At 63.3% G+C, this 22,991-nt stretch carries 21 protein-coding genes; 13 read left to right on the plus strand and 8 right to left on the minus strand.

Annotated elements, in window-relative coordinates; all coding sequences use genetic code 11:
- Positions 1 to 1,017 carry a phosphotransferase family protein gene (locus X773_RS56275; protein WP_031211905.1) on the plus strand — a complete coding sequence of 339 codons (1,017 nt, stop codon included), beginning with the start codon at positions 1 to 3 and terminating at the stop codon, positions 1,015 to 1,017.
- A gap of 43 nt (positions 1,018 to 1,060) precedes the next feature.
- Here the strand turns inward: X773_RS56275 and ftsZ are convergent, their stop codons facing one another.
- Together ftsZ and X773_RS56285 are read right to left on the minus strand one after the other, a co-directional pair.
- Complete coding sequence (gene ftsZ / locus X773_RS56280; RefSeq protein WP_023677189.1) at positions 1,061 to 2,068, minus strand: cell division protein FtsZ; 1,008 nt, start codon at positions 2,066 to 2,068, stop codon at positions 1,061 to 1,063.
- Positions 2,069 to 2,289: 221 nt separating this feature from the next.
- A complete protein-coding gene (locus X773_RS56285; RefSeq protein WP_023677190.1) occupies positions 2,290 to 3,408 on the minus strand; it encodes an NAD(P)/FAD-dependent oxidoreductase in 1,119 nt (372 codons plus the stop codon).
- Between the two features lie 167 nt (positions 3,409 to 3,575).
- Here X773_RS56285 and X773_RS56290 point away from each other — a divergent pair, with 167 nt between their 5' ends.
- The gene (locus X773_RS56290; protein ID WP_031211906.1) at positions 3,576 to 4,952 is read left to right on the plus strand and encodes an aspartate aminotransferase family protein; all 1,377 of its coding nucleotides are present in this window, start codon (positions 3,576 to 3,578) and stop codon (positions 4,950 to 4,952) included.
- Positions 4,953 to 5,047: 95 nt separating this feature from the next.
- Here X773_RS56290 and X773_RS56295 read toward each other — a convergent pair whose 3' ends face one another.
- The 5 genes from X773_RS56295 to X773_RS56315 all read right to left on the minus strand — a co-directional run bounded on the left by X773_RS56295 (position 5,048) and on the right by X773_RS56315 (position 11,064).
- On the minus strand, positions 5,048 to 6,160 hold the full coding sequence (locus X773_RS56295; RefSeq protein WP_023677192.1) for a GSU2403 family nucleotidyltransferase fold protein: 1,113 nt from the start codon (positions 6,158 to 6,160) through the stop codon (positions 5,048 to 5,050).
- 218 nt (positions 6,161 to 6,378) lie between these two features.
- Entirely contained in the window at positions 6,379 to 7,527 is a 1,149-nt protein-coding gene (locus X773_RS56300) for an alcohol dehydrogenase family protein (RefSeq protein ID WP_023677193.1), read from the minus strand.
- A gap of 9 nt (positions 7,528 to 7,536) precedes the next feature.
- Positions 7,537 to 8,916, minus strand: coding sequence for an aspartate aminotransferase family protein (locus X773_RS56305; RefSeq protein WP_023677194.1), 1,380 nt, complete (start codon positions 8,914 to 8,916; stop codon positions 7,537 to 7,539).
- A gap of 35 nt (positions 8,917 to 8,951) precedes the next feature.
- Positions 8,952 to 10,445: an NAD-dependent succinate-semialdehyde dehydrogenase gene (locus tag X773_RS56310; protein ID WP_031211912.1), complete on the minus strand. Its 1,494-nt coding sequence runs from the start codon at positions 10,443 to 10,445 to the stop codon at positions 8,952 to 8,954.
- A 127-nt stretch (positions 10,446 to 10,572) separates the two neighbouring features.
- Entirely contained in the window at positions 10,573 to 11,064 is a 492-nt protein-coding gene (locus X773_RS56315; RefSeq protein WP_031211913.1) for an Lrp/AsnC family transcriptional regulator, read from the minus strand.
- Between the two features lie 82 nt (positions 11,065 to 11,146).
- Between X773_RS56315 and X773_RS56320 the strand changes: the two genes are divergently transcribed.
- The 10 genes from X773_RS56320 (at position 11,147) to doeB (ending at position 20,865) form a co-directional block, all read left to right on the plus strand.
- Positions 11,147 to 12,532, plus strand: a complete 1,386-nt coding sequence (locus X773_RS56320) for a PLP-dependent aminotransferase family protein (RefSeq protein WP_023677197.1) — start codon at positions 11,147 to 11,149, stop codon at positions 12,530 to 12,532.
- A gap of 121 nt (positions 12,533 to 12,653) precedes the next feature.
- Positions 12,654 to 13,439 (plus strand): ectoine/hydroxyectoine ABC transporter ATP-binding protein EhuA, encoded by a 786-nt coding sequence (gene ehuA / locus X773_RS56325; RefSeq protein WP_023677199.1) that lies wholly within the window; start codon positions 12,654 to 12,656, stop codon positions 13,437 to 13,439.
- Positions 13,440 to 13,504: 65 nt separating this feature from the next.
- A complete protein-coding gene (gene ehuB, locus X773_RS56330; protein WP_023677200.1) occupies positions 13,505 to 14,356 on the plus strand; it encodes an ectoine/hydroxyectoine ABC transporter substrate-binding protein EhuB in 852 nt (283 codons plus the stop codon).
- Between the two features lie 187 nt (positions 14,357 to 14,543).
- Complete coding sequence (ehuC, locus tag X773_RS56335; protein ID WP_023677201.1) at positions 14,544 to 15,203, plus strand: ectoine/hydroxyectoine ABC transporter permease subunit EhuC; 660 nt, start codon at positions 14,544 to 14,546, stop codon at positions 15,201 to 15,203.
- Positions 15,204 to 15,219: 16 nt separating this feature from the next.
- Positions 15,220 to 15,879, plus strand: coding sequence for an ectoine/hydroxyectoine ABC transporter permease subunit EhuD (ehuD, locus tag X773_RS56340; RefSeq protein ID WP_023677202.1), 660 nt, complete (start codon positions 15,220 to 15,222; stop codon positions 15,877 to 15,879).
- The gene (eutA, locus tag X773_RS56345; protein WP_023677203.1) at positions 15,876 to 16,649 is read left to right on the plus strand and encodes an ectoine utilization protein EutA; all 774 of its coding nucleotides are present in this window, start codon (positions 15,876 to 15,878) and stop codon (positions 16,647 to 16,649) included. The genes ehuD and eutA overlap by 4 nt, the downstream gene beginning before the upstream one ends.
- Before the next feature lie 10 nt (positions 16,650 to 16,659).
- The gene (gene eutB / locus X773_RS56350; protein ID WP_023677204.1) at positions 16,660 to 17,652 is read left to right on the plus strand and encodes a hydroxyectoine utilization dehydratase EutB; all 993 of its coding nucleotides are present in this window, start codon (positions 16,660 to 16,662) and stop codon (positions 17,650 to 17,652) included.
- A complete protein-coding gene (locus X773_RS56355) occupies positions 17,649 to 18,641 on the plus strand; it encodes a cyclodeaminase (RefSeq protein ID WP_023677205.1) in 993 nt (330 codons plus the stop codon). Before eutB ends, X773_RS56355 begins: the two co-directional genes overlap by 4 nt.
- 38 nt (positions 18,642 to 18,679) lie before the next feature.
- A complete protein-coding gene (gene doeA / locus X773_RS56360) occupies positions 18,680 to 19,858 on the plus strand; it encodes an ectoine hydrolase DoeA (protein ID WP_023677206.1) in 1,179 nt (392 codons plus the stop codon).
- 5 nt (positions 19,859 to 19,863) lie between these two features.
- On the plus strand, positions 19,864 to 20,865 hold the full coding sequence (doeB, locus tag X773_RS56365; RefSeq protein WP_023677207.1) for a N(2)-acetyl-L-2,4-diaminobutanoate deacetylase DoeB: 1,002 nt from the start codon (positions 19,864 to 19,866) through the stop codon (positions 20,863 to 20,865).
- Between the two features lie 3 nt (positions 20,866 to 20,868).
- On the opposite strand, the gene X773_RS56370 is transcribed toward doeB, so the two are convergent.
- Positions 20,869 to 21,528: a GntR family transcriptional regulator gene (locus X773_RS56370; RefSeq protein WP_023677208.1), complete on the minus strand. Its 660-nt coding sequence runs from the start codon at positions 21,526 to 21,528 to the stop codon at positions 20,869 to 20,871.
- A gap of 322 nt (positions 21,529 to 21,850) precedes the next feature.
- On the opposite strand from X773_RS56370, the gene X773_RS56375 reads away from it, so the two are divergent.
- The gene (locus tag X773_RS56375) at positions 21,851 to 22,978 is read left to right on the plus strand and encodes a BMP family ABC transporter substrate-binding protein (protein ID WP_023677209.1); all 1,128 of its coding nucleotides are present in this window, start codon (positions 21,851 to 21,853) and stop codon (positions 22,976 to 22,978) included.
- Positions 22,979 to 22,991: the final 13 nt, after the last annotated feature.

A 22,991-nucleotide genomic window follows, 5' to 3' on the forward strand; every position in this document is an offset into this window, starting at 1 on the left:
ATGAGGATGGATTTCGATCCAGTACGCCTGGAGGATTTTCTGAGAGCGCATTTTGGCGATGGCCAAATGTCGCTTGAGCGGATCGTCGGCGGCCAATCCAACCCGACGTATTTCGTCGACTATGGCGGCCGCCGCATGGTTCTGCGCAAGAAACCTCCGGGACCGATCCTGCGCAGCGCTCATGCGGTCGATCGCGAGTACCGGGTGATCAAGGCGCTAGCGTCGACAAAGGTGCCGGTGCCGCGGCCGGTGCTCTATCACGACGGCGACGAGCCGCTCGGCACGCCGTTCTATCTGATGCAGCGGCTCGACGGCCGGGTGTTCCACGATGGCGCGTTGCCGGGACTGGCGCCGGACGAGCGGCGCGGCATCTATTTCGGCATGGCCGAGGCGCTGGCAAAGCTGCACGCAGTCCGGCCGGAAGAGGTTGGGCTCGGCGACTATGGCCGTCCCGGGAACTATTTTGAGCGACAGATCGCGCGCTGGACCAGACAGTTGCGGGAATCGCCGAGCGAGCGCATTGCCGCGCTCGAAGCCGTCGCCGAATGGCTGCCGCGACATCTTCCGCCAGATGACGGCCACGTTTCGATCGCGCATGGCGATTTCCGTCTCGGCAATCTCATCTTCAATCCCGAGCGGCCCGAGGTGATCGGCATACTCGACTGGGAGTTATCGACCCTCGGCCATCCGCTTGCTGATCTCGGCTTCTGCTCAATGCCCTGGCATTCCTCATCGGACGAATATGGCGGCATCCTCGGCCTTGATCAGGTAGCCCTCGGGATTCCGACACAGCGCGAATTCCTCGATCATTACTTCGCCCACGCCGTGCCGACGGCGCCGCTGCAGCGGTTCCATCTGGTGTTTGCCATGTTCCGCTTTGCCGTGATCTTCGTCGGCATCGCCGACCGCGTGCTGGCCGGCAGCGCGATTGCGGCCGATGCGGCCGACATGGCACCGCTGGCCGGCCGTTTTGCTGCACGCGCCATGGAAGTCATCGACGGCGCGCGGCCCTGGTGACGCGAGGCTGGCAGTCGGCTGCGCGAGTTGCAGCGATACGCGTTCAGTTCATGCGAACTTCCGGTTCGGCAAGCAGTGGAATCTCCAGGCCACGCCGCAAGCCGGTCGCCACGACCGACACCCTGAATTTTCCGGCGAGTGCCTTGTCGAAGATGGCGCCGACGATGATGTCGGCATCGTTGTCGACCTCCTCGCGGATGCGGGTAGCGGCTTCGTCGACCTCGAACAGCGTCATGTCCATGCCGCCCGATATCGAGACAAGGACGCCCTTGGCGCCCATCATCGAAGCTTCGTCGAGCAGCGGGTTGGCGATTGCCGCTTCCGCTGCCTTCTTGGCGCGGCCTTCTCCGGCGGCTTCGCCGGTTCCCATCATGGCGCGGCCCATGTCGCGCATCACCGACTTCACATCGGCGAAGTCGAGATTGATCAGGCCTTCCTTGACGATCAGATCGGTGATGCAGCCGACACCCGCATAGAGGACCCGGTCGGCCATGGCGAAGGCGTCGGCGAACGTGGTTCTGGCGTCGGCGATCCTGAACAGGTTCTGGTTGGGAATGACGATGACGGTATCGGCGCTTTCGCGCAGGCGCTCGATGCCCTCATCGGCAGCGTACATGCGGCGCCTGCCTTCGAAGACGAATGGCTTGGTGACGACGGCAACGGTCAGTATTCCAGCTGCCCGCGCTGCCTGCGCTATAACAGGCGCGGCACCGGTGCCGGTTCCGCCTCCCATGCCGGCGGTCACGAAGCACATGTGCGTTCCAGCAAGGTGATCCATGATCTCGTCGATGGATTCCACGGCCGCGGCACGGCCGACCTCGGGCAGGGACCCGGCGCCGAGACCTTCGGTGATATGAGCGCCCAACTGGATCAGCCTCGTTGCCTTCGACATGGCAAGGGCCTGGGCATCGGTGTTGGCGACGATGAATTCCGCGCCCTGCAGGCCTTCGGCGATCATGTTGTTGACGGCGTTGCCGCCGCCGCCGCCGACCCCGACGACGGTGATCTTGGGCCTCATCTCCGAGATTACCGGCCTCGTCGCGGTGTTCATTGCCGTTCTCCCTGGATACGCCGAGTGGTCGCTGGAAGCTTGTCCCGGGCGCACTGCGAAAACTCTGAACCGGGCAGTGCGAATCAGGACAGCCCAGAATGCAGGGAATCAGAGCGCGGAGCGGGCTGCAAGTGCGCGATGTGCCTCATAGGCGACTTGCGTCTGAAAGTTCACGCAATGCGCCTTGATACAGTGCAGATCATGGCGCGTGGCGCCGCACGCTACAACTTCGGCGCGAGGCACTGCGCGACATGGTCGGCAATCGTCAGGCAGGAGGTCAGGCCGGGGCTTTCGATGCCGAACAGGTTGACCAGGCTATCCACGCCGTGCACCGCCACGTCCTGGACGACGAAGTCGGCATTGGCCTCACCGGGACCGGACAGTTTTGGCCGGATGCCGCTGTAAGCGGGTTGCAGGCTGCCATCGGCCAGGTCCGGCCAGTATTTGCGGATCTCGCTGTAGAAGCGCTCGCCACGAGCCGGGTCGACGCGATAGTCGAGTTGATCGGTCCATTCGACGTCCGGCCCGAAGCGGGCGACGCCGTCGAGATCGAGTGTCAGATGAACACCGAGCCCGCCGGGTTCGGGCACCGGATAGATCAATCGCGAGAACGGCGCCCGGCCGGCCACCGAAAAATAATTGCCCTTGGCATAATGGAGCTTTGGCACGAATTGCTGATTGAGCCCTTCAAGCGAACCGGCAAGTGCTGCGGCGCCAAGCCCGGCGGCATTGACGAAACGCGGAGTGGCGATCTCGAAGCGCTCGCCGCCGGCAGCGTCCACCGTCTCGAGCACGACGCGGCCTGCTTCGATGCGGCCGGAGGCGATGCGCGTGTTGAGACTAAGTGCCGCCCCGTGCTCCTCGGCGTCGCCCAACAGGGCGAGCATCAGGGCATGGCTGTCGATGATCCCGGTGGCCGGCGACAGCAACGCCGCCGTACACTTAAGGCTGGGCTCCAGCGCATGCGCCTCGGCTTCGCTCAAAGGCACCAGGTCGCCGGCCCCGCAAGCGCGTGCATTGGCCCGGATTGAGGCGAGCACCGGCTCCTGTTCGGCACTTGTGGCAACGATGAGCTTGCCGCAGCGCGCGTGTGGGACCGCCCGCTCCTCGCAATAGCGATAGAGTCTTTCCCGGCCGGCCACGCAGAACCGGGCCTTCAGCGATCCAACCGGATAGTGGAGGCCGGCATGGATGACCTCGGAATTGCGCGAGCTTGTCCCGGTGCCGATAGCGCTCTCGGCTTCCAGGACCAGCGTACCGATGCCGCGCTGCGCCATCTCTCGCGCGATCGCCAGGCCAACAACGCCGGCGCCGGCGACAATGCAGTCGACATGGTCCACGGTTAGGTCAAGCCGAAGTTCTGCATGCGTCCATCCATCCGCTGGCCCTGCCGAAAGCGCTTGACACTATACCGTTCGAGAAAGATGCATCAAACGGCATAACGCACGGGGACCTGCCGAGCCGGACCGGCGGCAGGACTGTTCCGCGTGCAGCATCAGGAGCCGTCATGGACGCACGACCGAATTCACCCGAAGCCCGCGACATAAGCTTTCACATGCATGGCTATACGAATGCGCGCAAGCATCAGGAGTCGGGGCCGCTCGTCATCGAGAAGGGCGACGGCATCTATGTCGAGGACCTTGCCGGCAACCGCTATATCGAGGCGATGGCGGGGCTCTGGAGCGTCGCGGTCGGTTTTTCGGAGAAGCGGTTGGTCGATGCGGCAGTACGGCAAATGTCGAAGCTGCCTTACTATCATGATTTCGGCTCCAAATCGCATTCGCCGCTGATCGATCTTGCCGAGAGACTGGTGCAGATGGCGCCGGTGCCGATGAGCAAGGCGTATTTCACCAATTCCGGCTCCGAGGCCAACGATACGGCCATTAAGATGATCTGGTACCGGTCGAATGCGCTCGGCCAGCCGGCGCGCAAGAAGATCATCAGCCGCAAGAAGGGCTATCACGGCGTCACCATCGCCTCGGCGAGCCTGACTGGCCTGCCCAACAACCACATTTCGTTCGATCTGCCGATCGCCAATGTGCTGCACACCTCGACGCCGCACCATTGGCGCGAGGCGCTGCCGGGTGAAAGCGAAGAGCAGTTTTCGACGCGGCTCGCCGACGAGCTGGAAAAGCTGATCCTGGCCGAAGGACCGGAAACCATCGCCGCCTTCTTCGGCGAACCGATCATGGGCGCCGGCGGCGTCATCGTTCCGCCGGCCGGCTACTGGGAGAAGATACAGGCGGTCCTGTCGAAGTACGACATCCTGCTCGTCGCCGACGAGGTGATCTGCGGCTTTGGCCGAACAGGTGAGATGTTCGGCTCGCAGACCTTCGGCATCAGGCCCGACATCATGGTGTTGTCGAAACAGATCTCTTCGTCCTACCTGCCGATCTCAGCCCTGCTGATCAATGACAAGGTATTCGAGCCGATCGCCGACGAAAGCAACCGTATCGGCACCTTCGGCCACGGTTTCACCGGCGGCGGCCATCCTGTTGCGGCAGCGGTCGCGCTCGAGAACCTGAAGCTGATCGAGGAGCGCGACCTTGTCGGCAATGCGCGTGCGGTCGGCGCGCATTTGCAGAAGCGGCTGCGCACGCTCGCTTCGCACCCGCTTGTCGGCGAGGTGCGCGGCATCGGCCTGATTTCGGCGGTCGAACTGGTCGGCGACAAGGCGAACAAGGCGCCGTGGGGGAAGACCGGTGAACTGGGCGGGCTCGTCAACGGCTTCATGCAGCAGAACGGCGTCATCTCGCGCAATATGGGCGATGCGCTGGCTTTCTGCCCGCCGCTGATCATCACCGAGCCGCAGGTCGACCAGGTGATCGACGCGTTTGAACGGTCGCTCGAGGCTGCCGCCAAGAAGGTCCGATCGCAGAGCTGAATAGGCAAAGTCGATTTTGAAACCTGAAAACAAAAAAACAAAAACGCCTCGGCGACGGCTGGCAGAAGGTTACCCTCCACACCCGTTGCTGCCGTTTAGTCTCCGTGCTTTGTTTTCGCAGATGAGCCGCTGAATCCTTCCAGTTCCTCGGCGATTCCTGAAAGTGCGTTGACGATCGTCGCCTCGACGTCGCCACGCTGTTTCTGGGGAATCAAGCCAAGTCCTTTTTGTATCGCTTCACGCCAATGTTTCCCCCTGTCCCACGCTTCCGAAAACGCGATGGCGAGATCGTCCTGGCGACGGGTAGCTTCCAGTGCCTCGACCAGAAGTGCTGCCTGGTGGACATCCTTTTCCCGCTTGCCCACGCCGTTTGCGTTGTTCTGTCGGCGCGAGGCAACGATCAGCTTGTGAACCGCATATCGTCCGGGCGACGGTACCACGACAGGCACTCCCGATCGATGCAGCAGCACAGTTCTGATTGGTTCGTGGATCAGGAAATCGAGAAACCGAAGAGGCTGCGCGGATGCACCGCCCAAAGACGGCATCGAGGTTGCATGATCGGCGTAGTCATCGCTGCCCGTGTTCGGTATAAGGAACTCGACCTTGTATCGGACTGCGTTCTCGAATTGCGTCGCGTGTCCGGGATCTGATCTGTGAGGGATTTCCCTGAAGGTTGGGTCGATCTCCCTCAAGATTTCGAGGATGGGCGGCAGGCTGTCCTCGACCGCGGCCGACACGGAATGGAATAGGGCGAAGTCTGCATCGCCCGTCTGCAACGCTGCACCGGGCAGCTTCACGCCCAGATAGCCCGCGTAGGACTGAAAGGCGACTGTGCCGACCAGGACGCCGCGCAAGCGGAAGATGCCAGCCTTCCCCAGCGCCTCGACGACATCCCCGGTGAACCTTTCGGGTTCTGTCAGCCCTGCCTCGCGCACGAGCGTGGATACCAGCTTCCTGCGGGCGCGGAGGTCGTCCTTGATCTGACGGAAGGATTCAACGCGTTTTGCAATCTCGGGATCGCTGTCAGGCCCGACATACCGTCGCGTCTTCGTCGGCTGCGTTTCCTCGAAATACCAGTATACCTTGCCCTTGACGGGCACCTTGACGAGATTGCCCGTCGTAGGGAAATCCGTTTCGAAGGCTGCGTCCAAGGATCGCTGGACGAGTTCCGCATACATCGTGCGGTAAACGAGGTCGACCGTCTTCATGTCGGGCGGCTCCGGTTATAAGAAAAATGCGGTTCTCTTATAGCGCCATGACCTCAAGGGACGCAAGCGGGGGTTATAAGAAAATCGCGAAAACCTTATAATGCCGCAGGAGAGGTCAGGAATCCTTGTTGCCGGCGTGCAGCCAAATCAGAATGGGTTTTGCTCATTCAGATAAACAAAGCCATCACGAAAACGCTGCTTGGATGTGGCGCTCGACCTCACCGCGTCCGCGAACGGCCCGAGCCTGTCATAGGCGTTTGTGGTCGACGCGCTATTTTGGCGGCCGCATCCGGAACGACCACCAGCTTGCCGACGAAATCCTTGCCGATGAAATCCGCCTGGGCGCGATGGAAATCGGACAGCTTGTAGACGCCGCCGACCAGCGGCCGGATTTTCTTGTCCTCGATGTAGCGCACGATGCGGCGGAAATCCGCCCGCGTGCCTTGGCTCGAGCCATGCAGTTGGAGCTGTTTCAGGTACATGGTGCGCAGGTCGAGCTGGACGACCGGGCCGGCGATCGCGCCGGCCGTGGTGTAGCGGCCTTCGGGCCTCAAGATGCGCAAGAGGTCATTGAAGATGGCGCCGCCGACCAGATCGGCGACCACGTCGATTGGCCGCCCGCCGGTCGCCGCGCTGACGGCGGCCGGCAGATCGGCAACGCCACGGGTGATCACCGCCTCGGCGCCGATCTCACGCACGGCCTGTTCCTTGCCCTTGCCGGCAACCGCATAGGGAATGGCGCCGCGCGCCCGCGCCAGCTGCACGATGCCGGAGCCGACGCCGCCAGAGGCGCCGGTGACAAGCACACGCTCGCCGGCTTTCAATGCGGCGCGTTCCAACATCTGCTCGCCGGTGAGATAGGCGCAGCAGAAAGTGGCAAGCTCGACATCGCTCAGATCGGTGTCGACGACATGGGCGTTTTCGGACGGTACTGCCTGGTATTCGGCATAGCCGCCGTCGCGGCCATGGCCCATATAGTCGATGTCGGCGAGTGAATCGTCGTCGCGATTGTAGATGGAGAAATCGACCATCACCCGCTCGCCGATGCGGGCCGGCGACACGCCGTCGCCGACGGCAATGATGTTGCCGACCGTGTCGGTGCCCTGGATGCGCGGGAAGCTCAGCGTATTGCCCTGACGACGCCAGGTCGACACAGCGGCGGCATCCTCCTCCGTGCCATAGGCGCCCTGGCGCACCCAGACATCGGTGTTGTTCATGCCGCAAGCGGTGACCTTGACCAGCACCTCGCCCCGGGCGGGCGAGGGCACTTTCACGTCGGTGCGATAGACGAGCTTTTCCGGCCCGCCGTGCCCGATCAGCTGCACGGCGGCCATGGTGGCGGGGAGGGTTTTGGTCATGGCATTCATGTCGGCTCTTCAGATGTTTGCAAACACGCTCTTCACCGCGTCGGCCGTCTTCGACACGACGATATCAGCCTCTTCCCGCGTCAGGCAGAGCGGCGGCGCGAAACCGAGAATGTCGCCCTGCGGCATGGCCCGGCCGATGACGCCGCTTGCCGCAAGAGCGGTTGCGACCTGCGGCCCGATTTTTTGCGAGGCGTCGAAGAACACGCGATCGTTCTTGTCGGCGACGAACTCGATTGCCGCCAGCATGCCGTCGCCGCGTACCTCGCCGACATTTTTGTGACCACCGACGGCTTTCGTCAGCTCGGCGCGGAAATAGGCACCGGTCTCGCCGGCGTTCCGCACCAGGTCCATCTCGTCGATCAGTTCCAGGTTGGCGACGCCGGCGGCCACGCAGATCGGATGCGCCGAATAGGTCCAGCCATGGCCGAGCGAGCCGAGCTTGTCGGAACCCTGCACCAGCACCTGCCAGACCTTGTCTGAGACTATGACGCCCGACAGCGGCGCATAGGCCGAGGTCAGGCCCTTGGCGATGGTGATCAGGTCGGGCTTGATGCCGTAGTGGTCGGAGCCGAACATGGTGCCCAGCCGGCCGAAGCCGGTGACGACCTCGTCGGCAACCAGAAGCACGTCGTACTTCTTCAGCACCGCCTGGATCTTCTCCCAGTAGCCGGCCGGCGGCGGCACGATGCCGCCGGTGCCGAGGATAGGCTCACCGATGAACGCGGCGACCGTCTCCGGCCCTTCGGCGAGAATCATCTCCTCGAGCTTGTCGGCACAGTATTGCGAAAACTGCTCCTCGCTCAGCGAGCGGTCGGCGCGGCGGAAGTAGTAGGGCGCCTCGGTGTGCAGGACCGGCGCGCGGGGCAGGTCGAAGGCGTTGTGGAACAGGTCGAGGCCGGTCAGCGATCCGGTCATGATGCCGGAGCCGTGATAGCCGCGCCAGCGCGAGATGATCTTCTTCTTCTCCGGCCGGCCGAGCACGTTGTTGTAGTACCAGATCAGCTTGATGTTGGTTTCGTTGGCATCGGAACCGGAGAGGCCGAAATAGACTCTCGACATGCCTTGCGGCGCGCGGTCGATGATCATCTTGGAAAGGGTGATGGACGCCTCGGTGCCGTGGCCGACATAGGCGTGGTAATAGGCGAGGTTCTTGGCCTGCGCGGCGATGGCGTCGGTGATCTTCTGGCGGCCATAGCCGACATTGACGCAATAGAGCCCGGCGAAGGCATCGATGCTCTTGCGCCCGTTGTTGTCCCAGATGGTGACGCCTTCGCCGCCGGCGATCACACGAGTCGGGCTCTCGCCACGCGCGTGCGTTCCCATATGGGTCGAGGGATGGAAGAAATGATCGCGATCCCAGGCGGCGAGTTCGTTGGACTGGTCGAGCATTTTTTACTCCTTGAAAGCAAAAGCCTGACGGGGCGTTACGCCACGTCGAGGCAGAGATATTTGAAGTCGGTAAAGGCTTCGAGCCCGTGACGCGAGCCCTCGCGACCGATGCCGGACTGCTTGACGCCGCCGAACGGGACCGGCGCGCCGGTGATCTTGACGCGGTTGATGGCGACCATGCCATAGTCGAGCGCGCGGCCGATGCGCAATTGCCTACCGCCATTCTCAGTCACGACATAGGCGACCAGGCCGTACTCTGTCGCATTGGCGCGGGCGACGACTTCGTCTTCGCTGTCGAAAGGCGTCACGGCCGCAACCGGACCGAAGGTCTCCTCGCGCATGATCAAAGCGTCGTCTCCAACGTCGGCGAGCAGGGTCGGCTGGTAGAACAGCGGCCCGGCAGGATGGCGCTTGCCGCCGGTCAGGCAACGCGCGCCTTTGGCGAGCGCATCGGCCACCTGCTCCTCGACCTTCTTGACCGCGCGTTCGTGCATCAAGGGTCCGATTTCGGTGTCGTCAGCGAGGCCATTGCCGGCCCGCAATGCCTCGACGCGTTTAGCGAAAGCAGCGCAGAACCGATCGTATATCGGACGCTGGACATAGATGCGGTTGGCGGCGAGGCAGTCCTGGCCGGAGGTGGCGAATTTAGCGTCGACGGCTATTCTCACCGCCTTGTCGATATCGGCATCCGCAAAGACGATCAGAGGCGCATGACCGCCAAGCTCCATCACCAGACGCTTCATCGTCGGCGCACTTTGCGCGGCGATCAACCTGCCGATCTCGGTCGAGCCGGTGAAGCTCATGGCGCGGACGCGCGGGTCTTCGCACATCCGCCCGACGATGGTCGAAGCCTTGCCGGTGAGAACGTTGAACACGCCAGCCGGCAGGCCGGCACGTTCGCCAAGCTCGGCCAACGCCAGTGCAGACAGCGGCGTTTCCGAGGAAGGATGCGCGACGATGGTGCAGCCGGCGGCGAGGGCGGCCGCCGCCTTGCGGGTCAGCATGGCCGCGGGAAAATTCCACGGGGTGACGACGCCGACGACACCAAGCGGTTCGCGTCGCACCACCATCTCGGCATTTGGCAGATGGCTGGTGACGCTTTCGGCGTTGAGACGTTTGGCCTCCTCGGCATACCATTCGACAAAAGAGGCGGCATAGTCGATCTCGCCGCGCGATTCCTTCAGCGGCTTGCCTTGTTCTAGCGTCATCAGCAGGGCCAGGTCATTTTTGGCGGCGACGATCAGATCGAACCATTTTCGCAAGATTTTCGACCGTTCCTGCGGCAGCAATGCGCGCCAGGCAGGAAAGGCGCGCGATGCCGCATCGATCGCCAATGTGGTCTGCCGGGCATCGAGCGCGGCAACGAAAGCGACGGTGGATCCGGTGGCCGGATCGGTCACCTCGAAACTCTCCGCGGTCTCGCTCGCCGTCCAGTGGCCAGCGACATAGGCGAGTTCGCGCAGCAGCCGCCGGTCGGCAAGGCGATCAAGCGCTTCATGGCGGTGCGAGCGGGCAAAATGTGCGGACATCATCGGGCTCCCGGTTCGGGTGATGCCGCAAGACTATCTCTGCCGCGCAAACAGAGAGGCTGTTTGCGTGCCCGCACGTAGAGAGATTGTCTCTATTGCCCTGCCTGGCCAGACGATCTCTCCGGTATCAGGAGGATGCCGGCAACAGATCCGCCACTGGCAGCACACTCTCCTCCTTCACCGTCTTGGTGACGATGTAGGTGAAATAGCGGTCGATGCCGATCTCGCGCTCGAGCAGAGTGTCGACCAGCCGCTGATAGGCGTCGATGTCGCGCGCCATCACCTTCAGCAGGTAATCGACGCCGCCGCCGACAGACCAGCAGGCGACGATCTCGGGGATGTCGCGGATGACGCGCTCGAAACGGTCGAAATCGGCCTGGCGGTGGCTAGCCAGCGTCACCTCCATCAGCACGGTGGCGACCGGTGCGATGGCGCGCATGGCGATCCTGGCATGATAGCCGCAGACGATGCCGGCTTTTTCCAGCTTGCGCAGCCGCATCCAGCAAGGCGTCGGCGACAGGCCAACCTTCTCGGCCAGCGCCAGCTTGGTGATGCGGCCGTCGCGCTGGATGGCGTCGAGGATTTTCAGGTCGATCGGATCGAGTTTTGCTGCAGCCATGATCGTCCACTTCCAGTGCCGGACACCATGACGGCGCATTATTTCGATTGTCAATTGCACTGATTTCGATCTCTAATAAGTCATGACATTTTGGCGACCAGATCCCGCTCTTATCCGGCGGCCGGCCTATCAATCGCTCGCCGACCAGTTCGCGCGCGCCATCCATGACGGGCGCCTGGCCAATGGCGCTCGGTTGCCGACGCACCGGCAGTTGGCTGACGATCTGCAACTTTCCGTGCAGACGGTCAGCCGCGCCTATGAGGAGCTGATCCGCCGCGGGCTGGTGTCCGGCGAGGTCGGCCGCGGCAGCTTCGTGCAGACGCAGCGCCGCGAGCCGGAGCCGCCCTATCTGCCGGAGCGGCTGGGCGAGGTCATCGATCTCTCCATCCTGAAGCCGGTCTGCGAACCGATGCATCTGGAGCGGCTGAGACAGGCGCTGGGCTGGCTCGCCGAAAACCTGCCGTCGAGCTCGGCGCTGTCGTTCAGGCCGAACATGGTGTTCCCGCGCCACCGCGCGGTGGGTGTCGAGTGGCTACGCCTCTGTGGCCTCGACGCGTCGCCGCAGAACATCAGCCTGACCAACGGCGCCACCGCAGGGATGACAGTGGCGCTGATGAGCGTGGCGCCGCCCGGCTCGACCGTCGCCACCGAGGCGATCGGTCACCACACGCTGATCCCGCTGGCGCGTTATCTCGGCTTCAATCTCGAGGGTTTGCCGATCGACGACAATGGGCTGATCCCGGAAGCGCTGGACGAGGCCTGCCGGCTGTCGGACATCCGCGCCGTGTTCGTGCAGCCGTCGGTGATCAACCCTACGGCTACCCTGATGGATGCCGGCCGCCGCGAACAGATTGCCGCCGTTGCGCGCAGGCATGACATCGCCATTATCGAAAACGACGTCCTCGGCCCGTTGGTCGAGGACCGGCCGCCGCCGGTAGCCGCCTTCGCGCCCGAGCGCACGCTCTACGTCACCTCCTTCACCAAGATCGTGGTGCCGGGCCTGCGCATCGGCTATCTCGCGGCGCCCGATCGTTATGTCGCCGCGGTCGCCAATCGCCATCTCGTCTCGAACTGGATGGCGACGCCGTTGGTGGCCGAGATCGCCACCAAATGGGTGGCCGACGGCACCGCGATGGAACTCGTTCGATGGCAGCGTATGGCTTTGCGGCGGCGTCTGGACATCGCCGCCGAGGTGCTCGCCGGAGTGGACTATCGGGCTCATCGCGACGGGCTGCATGTCTGGCTGCAACTGCCCGATGATCGCGGCGAGGAAAGCTTTGTTTCCCAGGCCCGCCTGCAGGGCGTGGCGATCGCGCCCGGTACGTCGTTTCGCATTTCGCAGACGCCTTGGCATCCAGCTGTGCGGATTTCGCTTGGCTCGACCACGGAGGGGGAACTGCGCGCCGGTCTCGGCGTTGTCACCAAGCTTCTGCTCGGCGATCCCGAGCATCTCCTGCTTGCGATCTAGGCGACAAATGGCGCGAAATTGTGCGGAATCCGAAATATTGTCATGATATTATTTTCTTGATTGACATGATTTGCCGCGATCCGCATCGTTAAAGGCAAGCTTCTCCAGCACGGGAAATCCATTGTCGGCGCCCATCATCAAGATCGACGGCATTTCAAAAAGCTTCGGCACCTTCAAGGTGCTGGACGGCCTCTCGATGCAAGTCATGCCCGGCGAGAAGCTGGCACTGATCGGCCCGTCGGGTTCGGGCAAGACGACGATCCTGCGCATCCTGATGACGCTGGAGCGTATCGACAGCGGCCACATCCAAGTCGACGGCGAACAGTTGTACCACATGGAGCGTAACGGCCGGCTGCTGACGGCCGATGAACGGCATTTGGCAAAGATGCGCCAGAAGATCGGCATGGTCTTCCAACTGTTCAATCTGTTTCCGCACAAATGCGTCATCGACAATGTGACGCTGGCACCGATGCTGACCAAAGGCGTGCCGCGGGCCGCCGCCGAAAAGCGGGCGATGGAACTGCTCGACATGGTCGGCATGGTCGACAAGGCCAAGGCGATGCCGGCGCAGCTTTCAGGCGGCCAGAAGCAGCGCGTCGCGATTGCGCGGGCGCTGGCGCTGTCGCCGAAGATCATGCTGTTCGACGAGGTCACCTCGGCGCTCGACCCGGAACTCGTCGACGAGGTGCTCAACGTCATGCGCAAGCTCGCGGCCGAGACCGACATGACCATGCTGCTGGTCACCCACGAGATGGGTTTCGCCCATGACTTCGCCGACCGGGTGCTGTTCTTCGATCGCGGCAGAATAGTCGAGGAGGGCAAGCCCGACGAGATTTTCCGCCATCCCAAACAGGAGCGCACGCAAGGTTTCCTGAAGAAGATCATTGCGGCCGGACATCGGGTCTGACTGCCATGCGAGGCGGCGACGCCTCAAGCAAGCCAAGAAGACAGACAAACAAGGAGTTGGGAACAATGAAGAAATTTGCCATTTTGGCCGGCGTCGCCGGTATCGCGCTGACGGCGGTGCTGGCCGCCTCGACGGCCGGCTCGGCCGACGACAGCAAGCTCGAAGAGCTCAAGGCGCAAGGCTTTGCCCGCGTCGCCATCGCCAACGAGCCGCCCTATACGGCGGTCGCTGCCGACGGCAAGGTTTCGGGTGCGGCGCCTGACGTTGCCCGTGAAATCTTCAAGCGCCTTGGCGTCAACGATATCGTCGCCTCGATCTCGGAATATGGCGCGATGATTCCCGGCCTGCAGGCCGGCCGTTTCGACGTCGTCACTGCCGGCCTGTTCATGAAGCCGGAACGTTGTGCTGCGGTCGCCTATTCGGAACCGGTGCTGTGCGACGCCGAGGCGATGCTGGTGAAGAAGGGCAACCCGAAGGGCTTCAAGAGCTACGAGGACGTCGCGAAGGACGCGAGCGCCACGATCGGCGCGCCGGGTGGCGGCACCGAAGAGAAGCTTGCGCTCACCGCAGGTGTGCCGCGCGAGCGCGTCATCGTCGTGCCGGACGGCCAGAGCGGCCTGAAGATGCTGCAGGACGGCCGCATCGATGCTTATTCGCTGCCCGTGCTGTCGATCAACGACCTGGTCAAGAAAGCCAATGATCCGAACCTCGAAGTCATCGCGCCGGTGGTCGGTGCGCCGGTCTATTGCGACGGCGCGGCCTTCAAGAAGGGCGACGAAGCGCTGCGCGACGCCTATGATGTCGAGCTGGCGAAACTGAAGAAGTCCGGCGAGTTCGCCAAGATCATCGAGCCTTACGGCTTCTCGGCGGCGGCGGCAATGTCGACGAGCCGCGACAAGCTCTGCTCGGCGAAGTAGGTGCGTTCTTCCTTCTCCCCGTTCACGGGGAGAAGGTGGCCCGAAGGGCCGGATGAGGGGCGGCGCCATACTCCGGTTGGTTCGCGCTGTCCCTCATCTGCCTGCCGGCATCTTCTCCCCGTGAACGGGGAGAAGGACGCTGGAACCAACGTGTCGCTAGACATTCAACGCGGAAACTTTCGACCCAATGACCCAATGGTCCGGCTATTTCGGCCTGATATTGCAAGGAGCGCTTGTCACCATCGAGCTGACGCTGATGGGGTCGGTGCTGGCCTTGGTCATGGCCTTTCTTGCCGGGCTGGGGCGGCTGTCGCGGTTTTTCGTGCTACGCGCGCTGGCCACCGCCTATATCGAGTTCTTCCGCGGCACCTCGATTTTCGTGCAGCTGTTCTGGGCTTATTTCGTGCTGCCTTTTGCCGGCATTTCGTTGACGCCGCTGCAGGCCGGGGTGCTGGCGCTGGGCCTCAATGTCGGCGCCTATGCGGCGGAAGTGGTGCGTGGCGCCATCAAGTCTATCGGCCGCGAACAATATGAGGCCTGCACCGCCCTCAATCTCGGCCGCTGGCAAGCCATGCACCATATCATCTTGCCGCAGGCGCTTCTGGTGATGCTGCCAACCTTCGGCAACAACGCCATTGAATTGCTCAAGGCCACCGCCGTCGTTTCGCTAATCTCGCTCGCCGACCTGACCTTCCAGGCGCAGGTGGTGCGCTCGCAGACCGGCAATACTCTGGTGCCGTTCAGCACCATCCTCGTCATCTATTTCGTCCTGGCGCTGCTCATCTCATGGGGCGTGCGGTCGCTGGAACGCCGCATGGCTCGTGGCCTCGACGGGGTGCGCGTATGATGGACCGGGCCTGATAATGGAATGGGATTGGGATTTTGTCCGGCAGATCCTGCCGACGCTGATCGAGGGGGTGAAGATCACCATCCTGGCGACGCTGCTTGGCTCGGTGCTGGCGGCCATCGTTGGGTTGGGCATCGCATTGGCGCGCCGGTCGCCGAACAGGGCTCTGTCGCGCACCGTCGGTTTCCTTGCCGAGTTCATCCGTGGCACGCCGCTGTTGGTGCAGCTCTATTTCATCTTCTACGTGCTGCCGGATTTTGGCATCCTGTTGCCGCCGCTTGTCGCGGGCGTCATCGGTCTCGGGCTGCATTACGGCACTTACACGGCCGAGGTCTACCGCGCCGGCATCGATAATGTTCCGCGCGGCCAGTGGGAAGCGGCCAAGGCCTGCAATCTGAACGCCACCCAGACCTGGACGCACATCATCATTCCGCAGGCGATCCCGCCGATGATCCCGGCGCTTGCCAATTATTTCATCGCCATGTTCAAAGAGACGCCGCTGCTGTCGGCGATCACCGTGCTCGAACTGATGAACCAGGCCAAGAGCGTCGCCAATACCTATTATCGGTATATCGAACCGATCACCTTGGTCGGCGCCTTCTTCCTCGCCATCAGCCTGTTCTCGGTGGTGCTGCTGCGCTGGCTGGAACACCGTTATGGGCGGATCGAACGATGAGCGCTGCACCCGAAATCCGCCTGCGCCCGGCCCGGCCGGCGCTCGATGCGCGTCCGCTGGAAAAGCGGGTCGGCCTGATCATCCTTGCCACCGACCATACGAGCGAACCGGATTTTCACCGCATGGTGGCAAGCGACCGCATCGGGGTCTATGTCGCGCGCATCCCCTACGCCAACCCGACGACGCCGGACAATTTGCGCAAGATGCAGCAGTCACTGACGGCGGGCGCGGCCCTGATCCTGCCCGACGAGCCGCTCGATGCGATCTGCTATTCCTGCACCTCGGCTTCCGTCGTGATCGGCGATGCCGAAATCGAGGCGGCGGTGCAGGCCGCCAAGCCCGGCGTGCCGGTGGTCACGCCGCCGATGGCCGGGGTGCGCGGCCTGAAGGCGCTGGGCGCCAGGACGATCAGCATCCTCACTCCCTATACGGTCGAGACCAGCCGGCCGATGGCGGCCTATTTCACCGAGCATGGTTTCGAAATCGTCAGCTTCACTTGCCTCGGCTTCGAGGATGATCGCGAGATGGCGCGGATTGCGCCGAAATCCTTGGTCGATCTGGCTCGCGAGGCGACGGCCGAACACTCGGACGCGCTGTTTGTCTCCTGCACGGCACTGCGGTCCGCGGCGGCAGTTGTCGGCATGGAAGAAGCCATCGGCCGTCCTGTCGTCACCAGCAACCAGGCGACAGCCTGGAATTGCCTGCGGCTTTGCGACGACGACGAGCCGCGCCCTGAATTCGGCCGTCTGATGACGCTGCCGCTGAACTGATTGATAAGCCATGACCACGTCCAGGATAAGCCTCTCCGATATCCACGCCGCGCGCGAGCGCATCGCAGACAAGGTCGAGCGTACGCCGACCGTCACTTCCCGGAGTCTTTCCCAGCACTTGGACGCTCCTGTTTATCTCAAGCTCGAACACCGGCAGACCACCGGCGCCTTCAAGCTGCGCGGTGCCTCGAACGCTATCGCTTCGCTGACAGAAGAGGAGAAGGCGCGCGGCGTCGTCGCTGCCTCGACCGGCAACCACGGCCGGGCGCTGGCTTATGCCGCTCGACTGCAAGGTATCGACGCGACGATCTGCATGTCGCGGCTGGTGCCGCAGAACAAGCTGGACGAGATCCGTCGGCTCGGCGCCGAGATCCGCATCGTCGGCAACAGCCAGGACGATGCGCAGCGGGAGGTCGAACGGCTGGTCGCGGAAGAGGGGCTGATCATGCTGCCGCCCTTCGACCATCCTGCCATTGTCGCCGGGCAAGGCACGCTCGGGCTGGAGATCATCGAACAGGTTCCGGACGCCGCCTTGGTGCTGGTGCCGCTTTCCGGCGGTGGGCTGGCGGCTGGCGTAGCTGCTGCCGTGAAGGGCGTCAGCCCGGCGACGAAGGTGATGGGCGTTTCAATGGCGCGCGGTGCGGCGATGAAGGCGAGCCTCGACGCCGGACATCCGGTTTTGGTCGAGGAACTGCCGACACTGGCCGATTCCCTCGGCGGCGGCATAGGCCTCGACAACCGGCTGACCTTTTCCATGTGCCGCGACCTGCTCGACGATGTGATCCTGCTCAGCGAGGGCGAGATCGCCACCGGCATCCGCCATGCCTATGAACAGGAGCGCGAGATCGTCGAAGGCGCCGGCGCGGTCGGCATCGCAGCCGTGCTTGCCGGCAAGGTCAGGGCGAGCGGCCCGACGGTGCTCGTGCTGTCCGGCCGCAACATCGATATGACACTGCACCGCAAGATCATCTGCGGCGAAGCAATTGCGGAGAGCGCAGCATGAGCCGGATGACGATCCTCACCGAAGCTGAATTGCGCGAGATCGTGAAGCTCGATCTTGATGCCATCGCCTGCGTCGAGAACGCGTTCCGGGCGCTCGCTACCTTGCCGGTGGCGATGCCGCCGATCCTGCGGCTGGACATTCCAGAGCATCGCGGCGAGGTCGACGTCAAGACCGCCTATGTACCGGGTATCGACGGTTTTGCGATCAAGATCAGCCCCGGCTTTTTCGATAATCCCAAGCTCGGCTTGCCCAGCGTCAACGGCATGATGGTGCTGCTGTCGGCGAAAACCGGATTGGTCGAAGCGCTGCTGCTCGACAATGGCTATCTCACCGACATCCGCACGGCCGCCGCCGGTGCGGTCGCCGCCAAACATCTGTCGCGGCCGGACTCCTCCGTTGCCGCGATCTTCGGCGCCGGTGTTCAGGCCGGACTGCAGCTCGAGGCGCTGATGCTGGTGCGGCCAATCACCGAGGCTCGCATCTGGGCAAGGGATGCCGCCAAGGCCGAGGCCGCGGCCGACGCATTGTCCGAAAGACTGGGCATCGCCGTTCACGCCGAGCCCGACGCGGCAAAGGCTGCGGCCGATGCCGACATCATCGTCACCACGACGCCGTCGACCGAGCCGCTGATCAAGGCCGGCTTCGTCTCCGCCGGCCAGCATATCACTGCCATGGGCTCGGATGCCGAGCACAAGAACGAGATCGCGCCGGCGATCCTGCGCATGGCCGATCTCTACGTCGCCGATAGCGCCAAACAGACGCGCCGGCTGGGCGAACTGCACCATGCTATCGCGGCGGGCGTGATGGCGTCCGATGCCGAAATCACCGAGCTTGGCCACATCATCGCCGGCGAAAGGCATGGCCGGCGCTCGGACAGCGACATCACCATTGCCGACCTGACCGGCACCGGCGTGCAGGACACGGCGATCGCCACGCTCGCCCGCGACCGTGCGCGTGCAGCCAAGACCGGTACGATTTTCGAAAGCTGATGCTGGCCGCAAGGCCCAACAAACGAGGACCAAGAACAATGCAGCCCAATTTGAAATTCTCGCGCGGCGAATATGCGGAGCGCCTCGCCAAAACGCGGAAGGTCATGGAGGCCAAGGGCGTCGATCTATTGATCGTCAGCGATCCGTCCAACATGGCCTGGCTGACCGGCTACGACGGCTGGTCGTTCTACGTGCACCAGGCTGTCATCGTGCCGCCGTCGGGCGAGCCGGTGTGGTACGGGCGCGGCCAGGACGCCAACGGCGCCAAGCGCACCGCCTATCTCGCGCACGACAACATCATCGGCTATGCCGACCACTATGTGCAGTCGACCGAGCGCCATCCGATGGATTTTCTGTCCAGCGTGCTCTCCGATCGCGGCTGGGGCAAGCTCAGCATCGGCGTCGAGATGGACAATTACTGGTTCTCGGCCGCTGCCTTCGCAGCGCTGCAGAAGCACTTACCCAATGCCCGCTTCGTCGACGCCACGGCACTCGTCAACTGGCAGCGCGCGGTGAAGAGCCCGACCGAAATCGACTACATGCGCAAGGCCGCCCGCATCGTCGAAGCGATGCACCAGCGCATCGTCGATAAGATCGAGGTCGGCATGCGCAAATGCGACCTGGTCGCCGAGATCTACGATGCCGGCACGCGCGGCGTCGACGGCATCGGCGGCGACTATCCGGCGATCGTGCCGCTGCTGCCGTCAGGCGCCGACGCATCGGCGCCGCATCTGACCTGGGACGACCGGCCGATGAAATCGGGCGAGGGCACCTTCTTCGAGATCGCCGGCTGCTACAACCGCTATCACTGCCCGCTGTCGCGGACCGTGTTCCTTGGTAAACCGACGCCGGAATTCCTCGATGCAGAAAAGGCGACGCTGGAAGGCATGGAGGCGGGACTTGCCGCCGCCAAGCCCGGCAACACATGCGAGGACATCGCCAACGCCTTCTTCGCGGTGCTGAAGCGGTACGGCATCGTCAAGGACAACCGCACCGGGTACCCGATCGGGCTTTCCTATCCGCCTGACTGGGGCGAGCGCACGATGAGCCTGCGTCCAGGCGACCGCACCGAGTTGAAGCCCGGTATGACCTTCCATTTCATGACCGGCTTGTGGCTTGAGACGATGGGGCTGGAAATCACCGAATCCATCCTGATCACCGAGACGGGCGTCGAGTGCCTGGCGAATGTGCCGCGCAAACTGGTGGTGAAGAATTGAGTCCGATGTCCAGCCTTCGCCCGTCACCGATCACGCCGACCGTCGATTTCGAGCGCGACGGCGTGCAGCACGGTTTCCTGCGCCTGCCTTACAGCCGCGACGATTCCGCCTGGGGGTCGGTGATGATCCCGATCTGCGTCATCCGCAACGGCAAGGGGCCGAGCGCATTGCTCACCGGCGGCAATCATGGCGACGAGTACGAGGGGCCGCTGGCGCTCTATGACCTCGCCCGTACGCTCGACCCGAAGCAAGTCAGCGGCACGATCATCATCGTGCCGGCGATGAACTATCCGGCGTTCCGCGCCGGCACGCGCACCTCGCCGATCGACAAGGGCAATCTCAACCGCAGCTTTCCCGGCCGGCCCGACGGCACGGTGACCGAGAAGATCGCTGATTATTTCCAGCGCGAGCTTCTGCCCCGTACAGACATCGCGCTCGACTTCCACTCCGGCGGCAAGACGCTCGACTTCGTGCCGTTCTGCGCCGCCCACATCCGGCCCGACAAGGTGCTGGAAGCGAAGGGTTTCGCTGCGGTTGAAGCCTTCTCCGCACCATGGTCGATGAAAATGCTGGAGATCGACGCGGTCGGCATGTTCGACACTGCCGCCGAAGAGATGGGCAAGCTGTTCATCACCACAGAGCTTGGCGGCGGCGGGACTTCGCGCGCGGAAACGGTGCGGATCGCACGTCGCGGCGTGCTCAATGTGCTGCGCCATGCCGGCATCGTCGCCGGCGCGGTCGAGATGCAGCCAACCCGCTGGCTCGACATGCCGTCCGGCGATTGCTTCTCCTTCGCCGAGGACGACGGGATGATCGAAACCATGATCGATCTCGGCGAGCCGGTGGCAGAGAACCAGGTGCTGGCACGTATCCATTCCATAGGCCGCACCGGCGGCGCTCCGCAGGAGATCCGGGCCAAAATGTCCGGTCTGTTGGCGGCGCGGCATTTTCCGGGGCTGGTCAAGGCCGGCGACTGCGCTGCCGTGGTCGCCGTGCTGGTCGATTGACGGTTAGGAAGCCGATGTCGGGAACGGCTCGGTCCTGCCTTTGGGGCGATCGCCGATCGCAAAGACGGCGCTCGCCTCGCTGACGATCGAGACATGATCCTTGGCGGCTGTTCCGGCCGCCGCACTGTCGCCGCGCATGATTGCGGTGACGATGGCGTCATGTTCTTGCCAGGACTGGGCCAGCCGCCCGGGCAGCATGAATTGCGCGCGCCGGAACGGCGCCAGGCGGCCGCGGGTCATGACGGTCAGTTCATAAATGTGCTTGCTGTGGGCGCCGCGATAGAGCCGGGTGTGGAATTCGGTGTTGAAAAGCTCATACTCTTCTTCGGCACCGAGCTGCACGAAGCGCGCCGAGGCCTGGTGTTCGGCCTCCAGCGTGCGGCGCTCGCCAGCGGTCATGCGCTCGGCCGAGAACCGCGCGCAGATCGCTTCAAGCTCGGCCATGCTTTCGAACATCGAGGCGAGGTGCTCCTGCGTCACCACGGCGACGGTGGCGCCGCGGTTCGGCCGCCTTTCGACCAGCCCCATGGCGCTGAGCCGGCTGAGCGCTTCCCTGATCGGCGTGCGTGAGACGTCGAAGCGGGCGGCGAGCGAGGCCTCGTCGAGCTTTTCGCCCGGGCGCAGGAAACCGGTGACGATCCGGTCGCTGATCGCCCTCACCATCTGATCGACGGTCGTGCCCGACCTGATCAAATTGCGCTTTCCCGACACGTCTCCTCCGTCCAGTCTTTTCGCTAGAGCCGTAAGCCACTCACCGGCTTCGATTCCTCCGCATCTCTGTATGCCTATGTTTTAGCCTTCATGTCAAATTGGCGATTTTGGAGGCAAAAAGTGTATGCAATTGCTCCGGCTTTGTGCAGTCCACATCGGAACACTCATTGATATTACTGAATAAATCTCATTTCTGAAACTGGCATGCTGATTGCATACACTTCTTTCATTGAGATGTTAACCGGCCCCAAAGGCCCCACAGAGGGAGCATTCAATGTCCAAGAGATTCATGCTTAGCCGCCGCGACCTGCTCAAAACCTCCGCCGCCGGAGCGGCGCTCGGCCTTGCGTCCGCATCGTTTCCGATCAGCAGGGCCTTCGCCGCGACGGCCACCGTCGGCTTCATCTATGTCGGGCCAAAGGACGACTACGGCTACAACCAGGCGCATGCCGAAGGGGCCGCCACGCTGAAGGGGATCGAAGGAATTTCCGTCGTCGAGGAGGAGAACGTGCCGGAGACGGTCGACGTTCAGAAGACGATGGAATCGATGATCAATCTCGACGGTGCGTCGCTGATCTTCCCGACCTCGTTCGGCTATTTCGATCCGCACATGCTCGCCATGTGCGCGAAATTCCCCGACGTGCAGTTCCGCCATTGTGGTGGCATGTGGAACAAGGACAAGCATCCGATGAATGCCGGTTCCTATTTCGGCTATATCGGCATGGGCCAGTATCTGAACGGCGTCGTCGCCGGTCACACCAGCAAAACCAAGAAGCTCGGCTTCGTCGCGGCAAAGCCGATCCCGCAGGTGCTGCTCAACATCAATTCCTTCCTGCTCGGCGCGCGCTCGGTCGACCCGACCATCACCTGCCAGGTGATCTTCACCGGCGAGTGGTCGCTAGCGGTCAAGGAGGCCGAGGCCACCAATGCGCTGGTCGACCAGGGTGCCGACGTCATCACCTGCCATGTCGATAGCCCCAAGGTGGTGGTCGAGACGGCGGCCGGGCGTGGCGCCTTCGTCTGCGGCTATCATGCCAACCAGAGCCCGCTGGCGCCGGAAAAATACCTGACCGGCGCGGAATGGAACTGGGCCAAGGTCTACAAGATGTTCGTCGACGATCTGGTGGCGGGCACGCCGCTGCCCAATTTCACGCGCGGCGGCCTTGCCGATGGCTTCGTCAAGATGAGCCCGCTCGGCCCCGCCGTCGGCGATGCCGCCCGCAAGCAGTTCGACGGCACGCTGGCCGAAATGATGAAAGGCGGGTTTTCCGTCATCAAGGGTCCGCTGAAGAGCAACAAGGGCGTTGTCGTGGCGACCGAAGGCCAGGCCTTCGTCGAGACCGCGCTCGAGCTCGAAAGCATGGACTATCTGGTCGAGGGCGTCGTCGGTTCGACCGCCTGAACCGGATCGGAGA

Source organism: Mesorhizobium sp. LSJC280B00 (assembly GCF_000502835.1).
Classification (GTDB): domain Bacteria; phylum Pseudomonadota; class Alphaproteobacteria; order Rhizobiales; family Rhizobiaceae; genus Mesorhizobium.

Excerpts from the sequence above, each read along its gene's own strand:
- doeB (WP_023677207.1), top strand. The coding sequence starts at position 19,864 with ATGTCCAGCCTTCGCCCGTCACCGATCACGCCGACCGTCGATTTCGAG.
- X773_RS56290 (WP_031211906.1), top strand. The coding sequence starts at position 3,576 with ATGGACGCACGACCGAATTCACCCGAAGCCCGCGACATAAGCTTTCAC.
- ftsZ (WP_023677189.1), bottom strand. The coding sequence starts at position 2,068 with ATGAACACCGCGACGAGGCCGGTAATCTCGGAGATGAGGCCCAAGATC.
- X773_RS56300 (WP_023677193.1), bottom strand. The coding sequence starts at position 7,527 with ATGAATGCCATGACCAAAACCCTCCCCGCCACCATGGCCGCCGTGCAG.
- ehuD (WP_023677202.1), top strand. The coding sequence starts at position 15,220 with ATGGAATGGGATTGGGATTTTGTCCGGCAGATCCTGCCGACGCTGATC.
- X773_RS56295 (WP_023677192.1), bottom strand. The coding sequence starts at position 6,160 with ATGAAGACGGTCGACCTCGTTTACCGCACGATGTATGCGGAACTCGTC.
- X773_RS56375 (WP_023677209.1), top strand. The coding sequence starts at position 21,851 with ATGTCCAAGAGATTCATGCTTAGCCGCCGCGACCTGCTCAAAACCTCC.
- ehuB (WP_023677200.1), top strand. The coding sequence starts at position 13,505 with ATGAAGAAATTTGCCATTTTGGCCGGCGTCGCCGGTATCGCGCTGACG.
- X773_RS56310 (WP_031211912.1), bottom strand. The coding sequence starts at position 10,445 with ATGTCCGCACATTTTGCCCGCTCGCACCGCCATGAAGCGCTTGATCGC.
- doeA (WP_023677206.1), top strand. The coding sequence starts at position 18,680 with ATGCAGCCCAATTTGAAATTCTCGCGCGGCGAATATGCGGAGCGCCTC.
- ehuC (WP_023677201.1), top strand. The coding sequence starts at position 14,544 with ATGACCCAATGGTCCGGCTATTTCGGCCTGATATTGCAAGGAGCGCTT.
- X773_RS56315 (WP_031211913.1), bottom strand. The coding sequence starts at position 11,064 with ATGGCTGCAGCAAAACTCGATCCGATCGACCTGAAAATCCTCGACGCC.
- eutB (WP_023677204.1), top strand. The coding sequence starts at position 16,660 with ATGACCACGTCCAGGATAAGCCTCTCCGATATCCACGCCGCGCGCGAG.
- X773_RS56275 (WP_031211905.1), top strand. The coding sequence starts at position 1 with ATGAGGATGGATTTCGATCCAGTACGCCTGGAGGATTTTCTGAGAGCG.
- X773_RS56320 (WP_023677197.1), top strand. The coding sequence starts at position 11,147 with ATGACATTTTGGCGACCAGATCCCGCTCTTATCCGGCGGCCGGCCTAT.
- X773_RS56355 (WP_023677205.1), top strand. The coding sequence starts at position 17,649 with ATGAGCCGGATGACGATCCTCACCGAAGCTGAATTGCGCGAGATCGTG.
- eutA (WP_023677203.1), top strand. The coding sequence starts at position 15,876 with ATGAGCGCTGCACCCGAAATCCGCCTGCGCCCGGCCCGGCCGGCGCTC.
- X773_RS56305 (WP_023677194.1), bottom strand. The coding sequence starts at position 8,916 with ATGCTCGACCAGTCCAACGAACTCGCCGCCTGGGATCGCGATCATTTC.
- X773_RS56370 (WP_023677208.1), bottom strand. The coding sequence starts at position 21,528 with ATGGTGAGGGCGATCAGCGACCGGATCGTCACCGGTTTCCTGCGCCCG.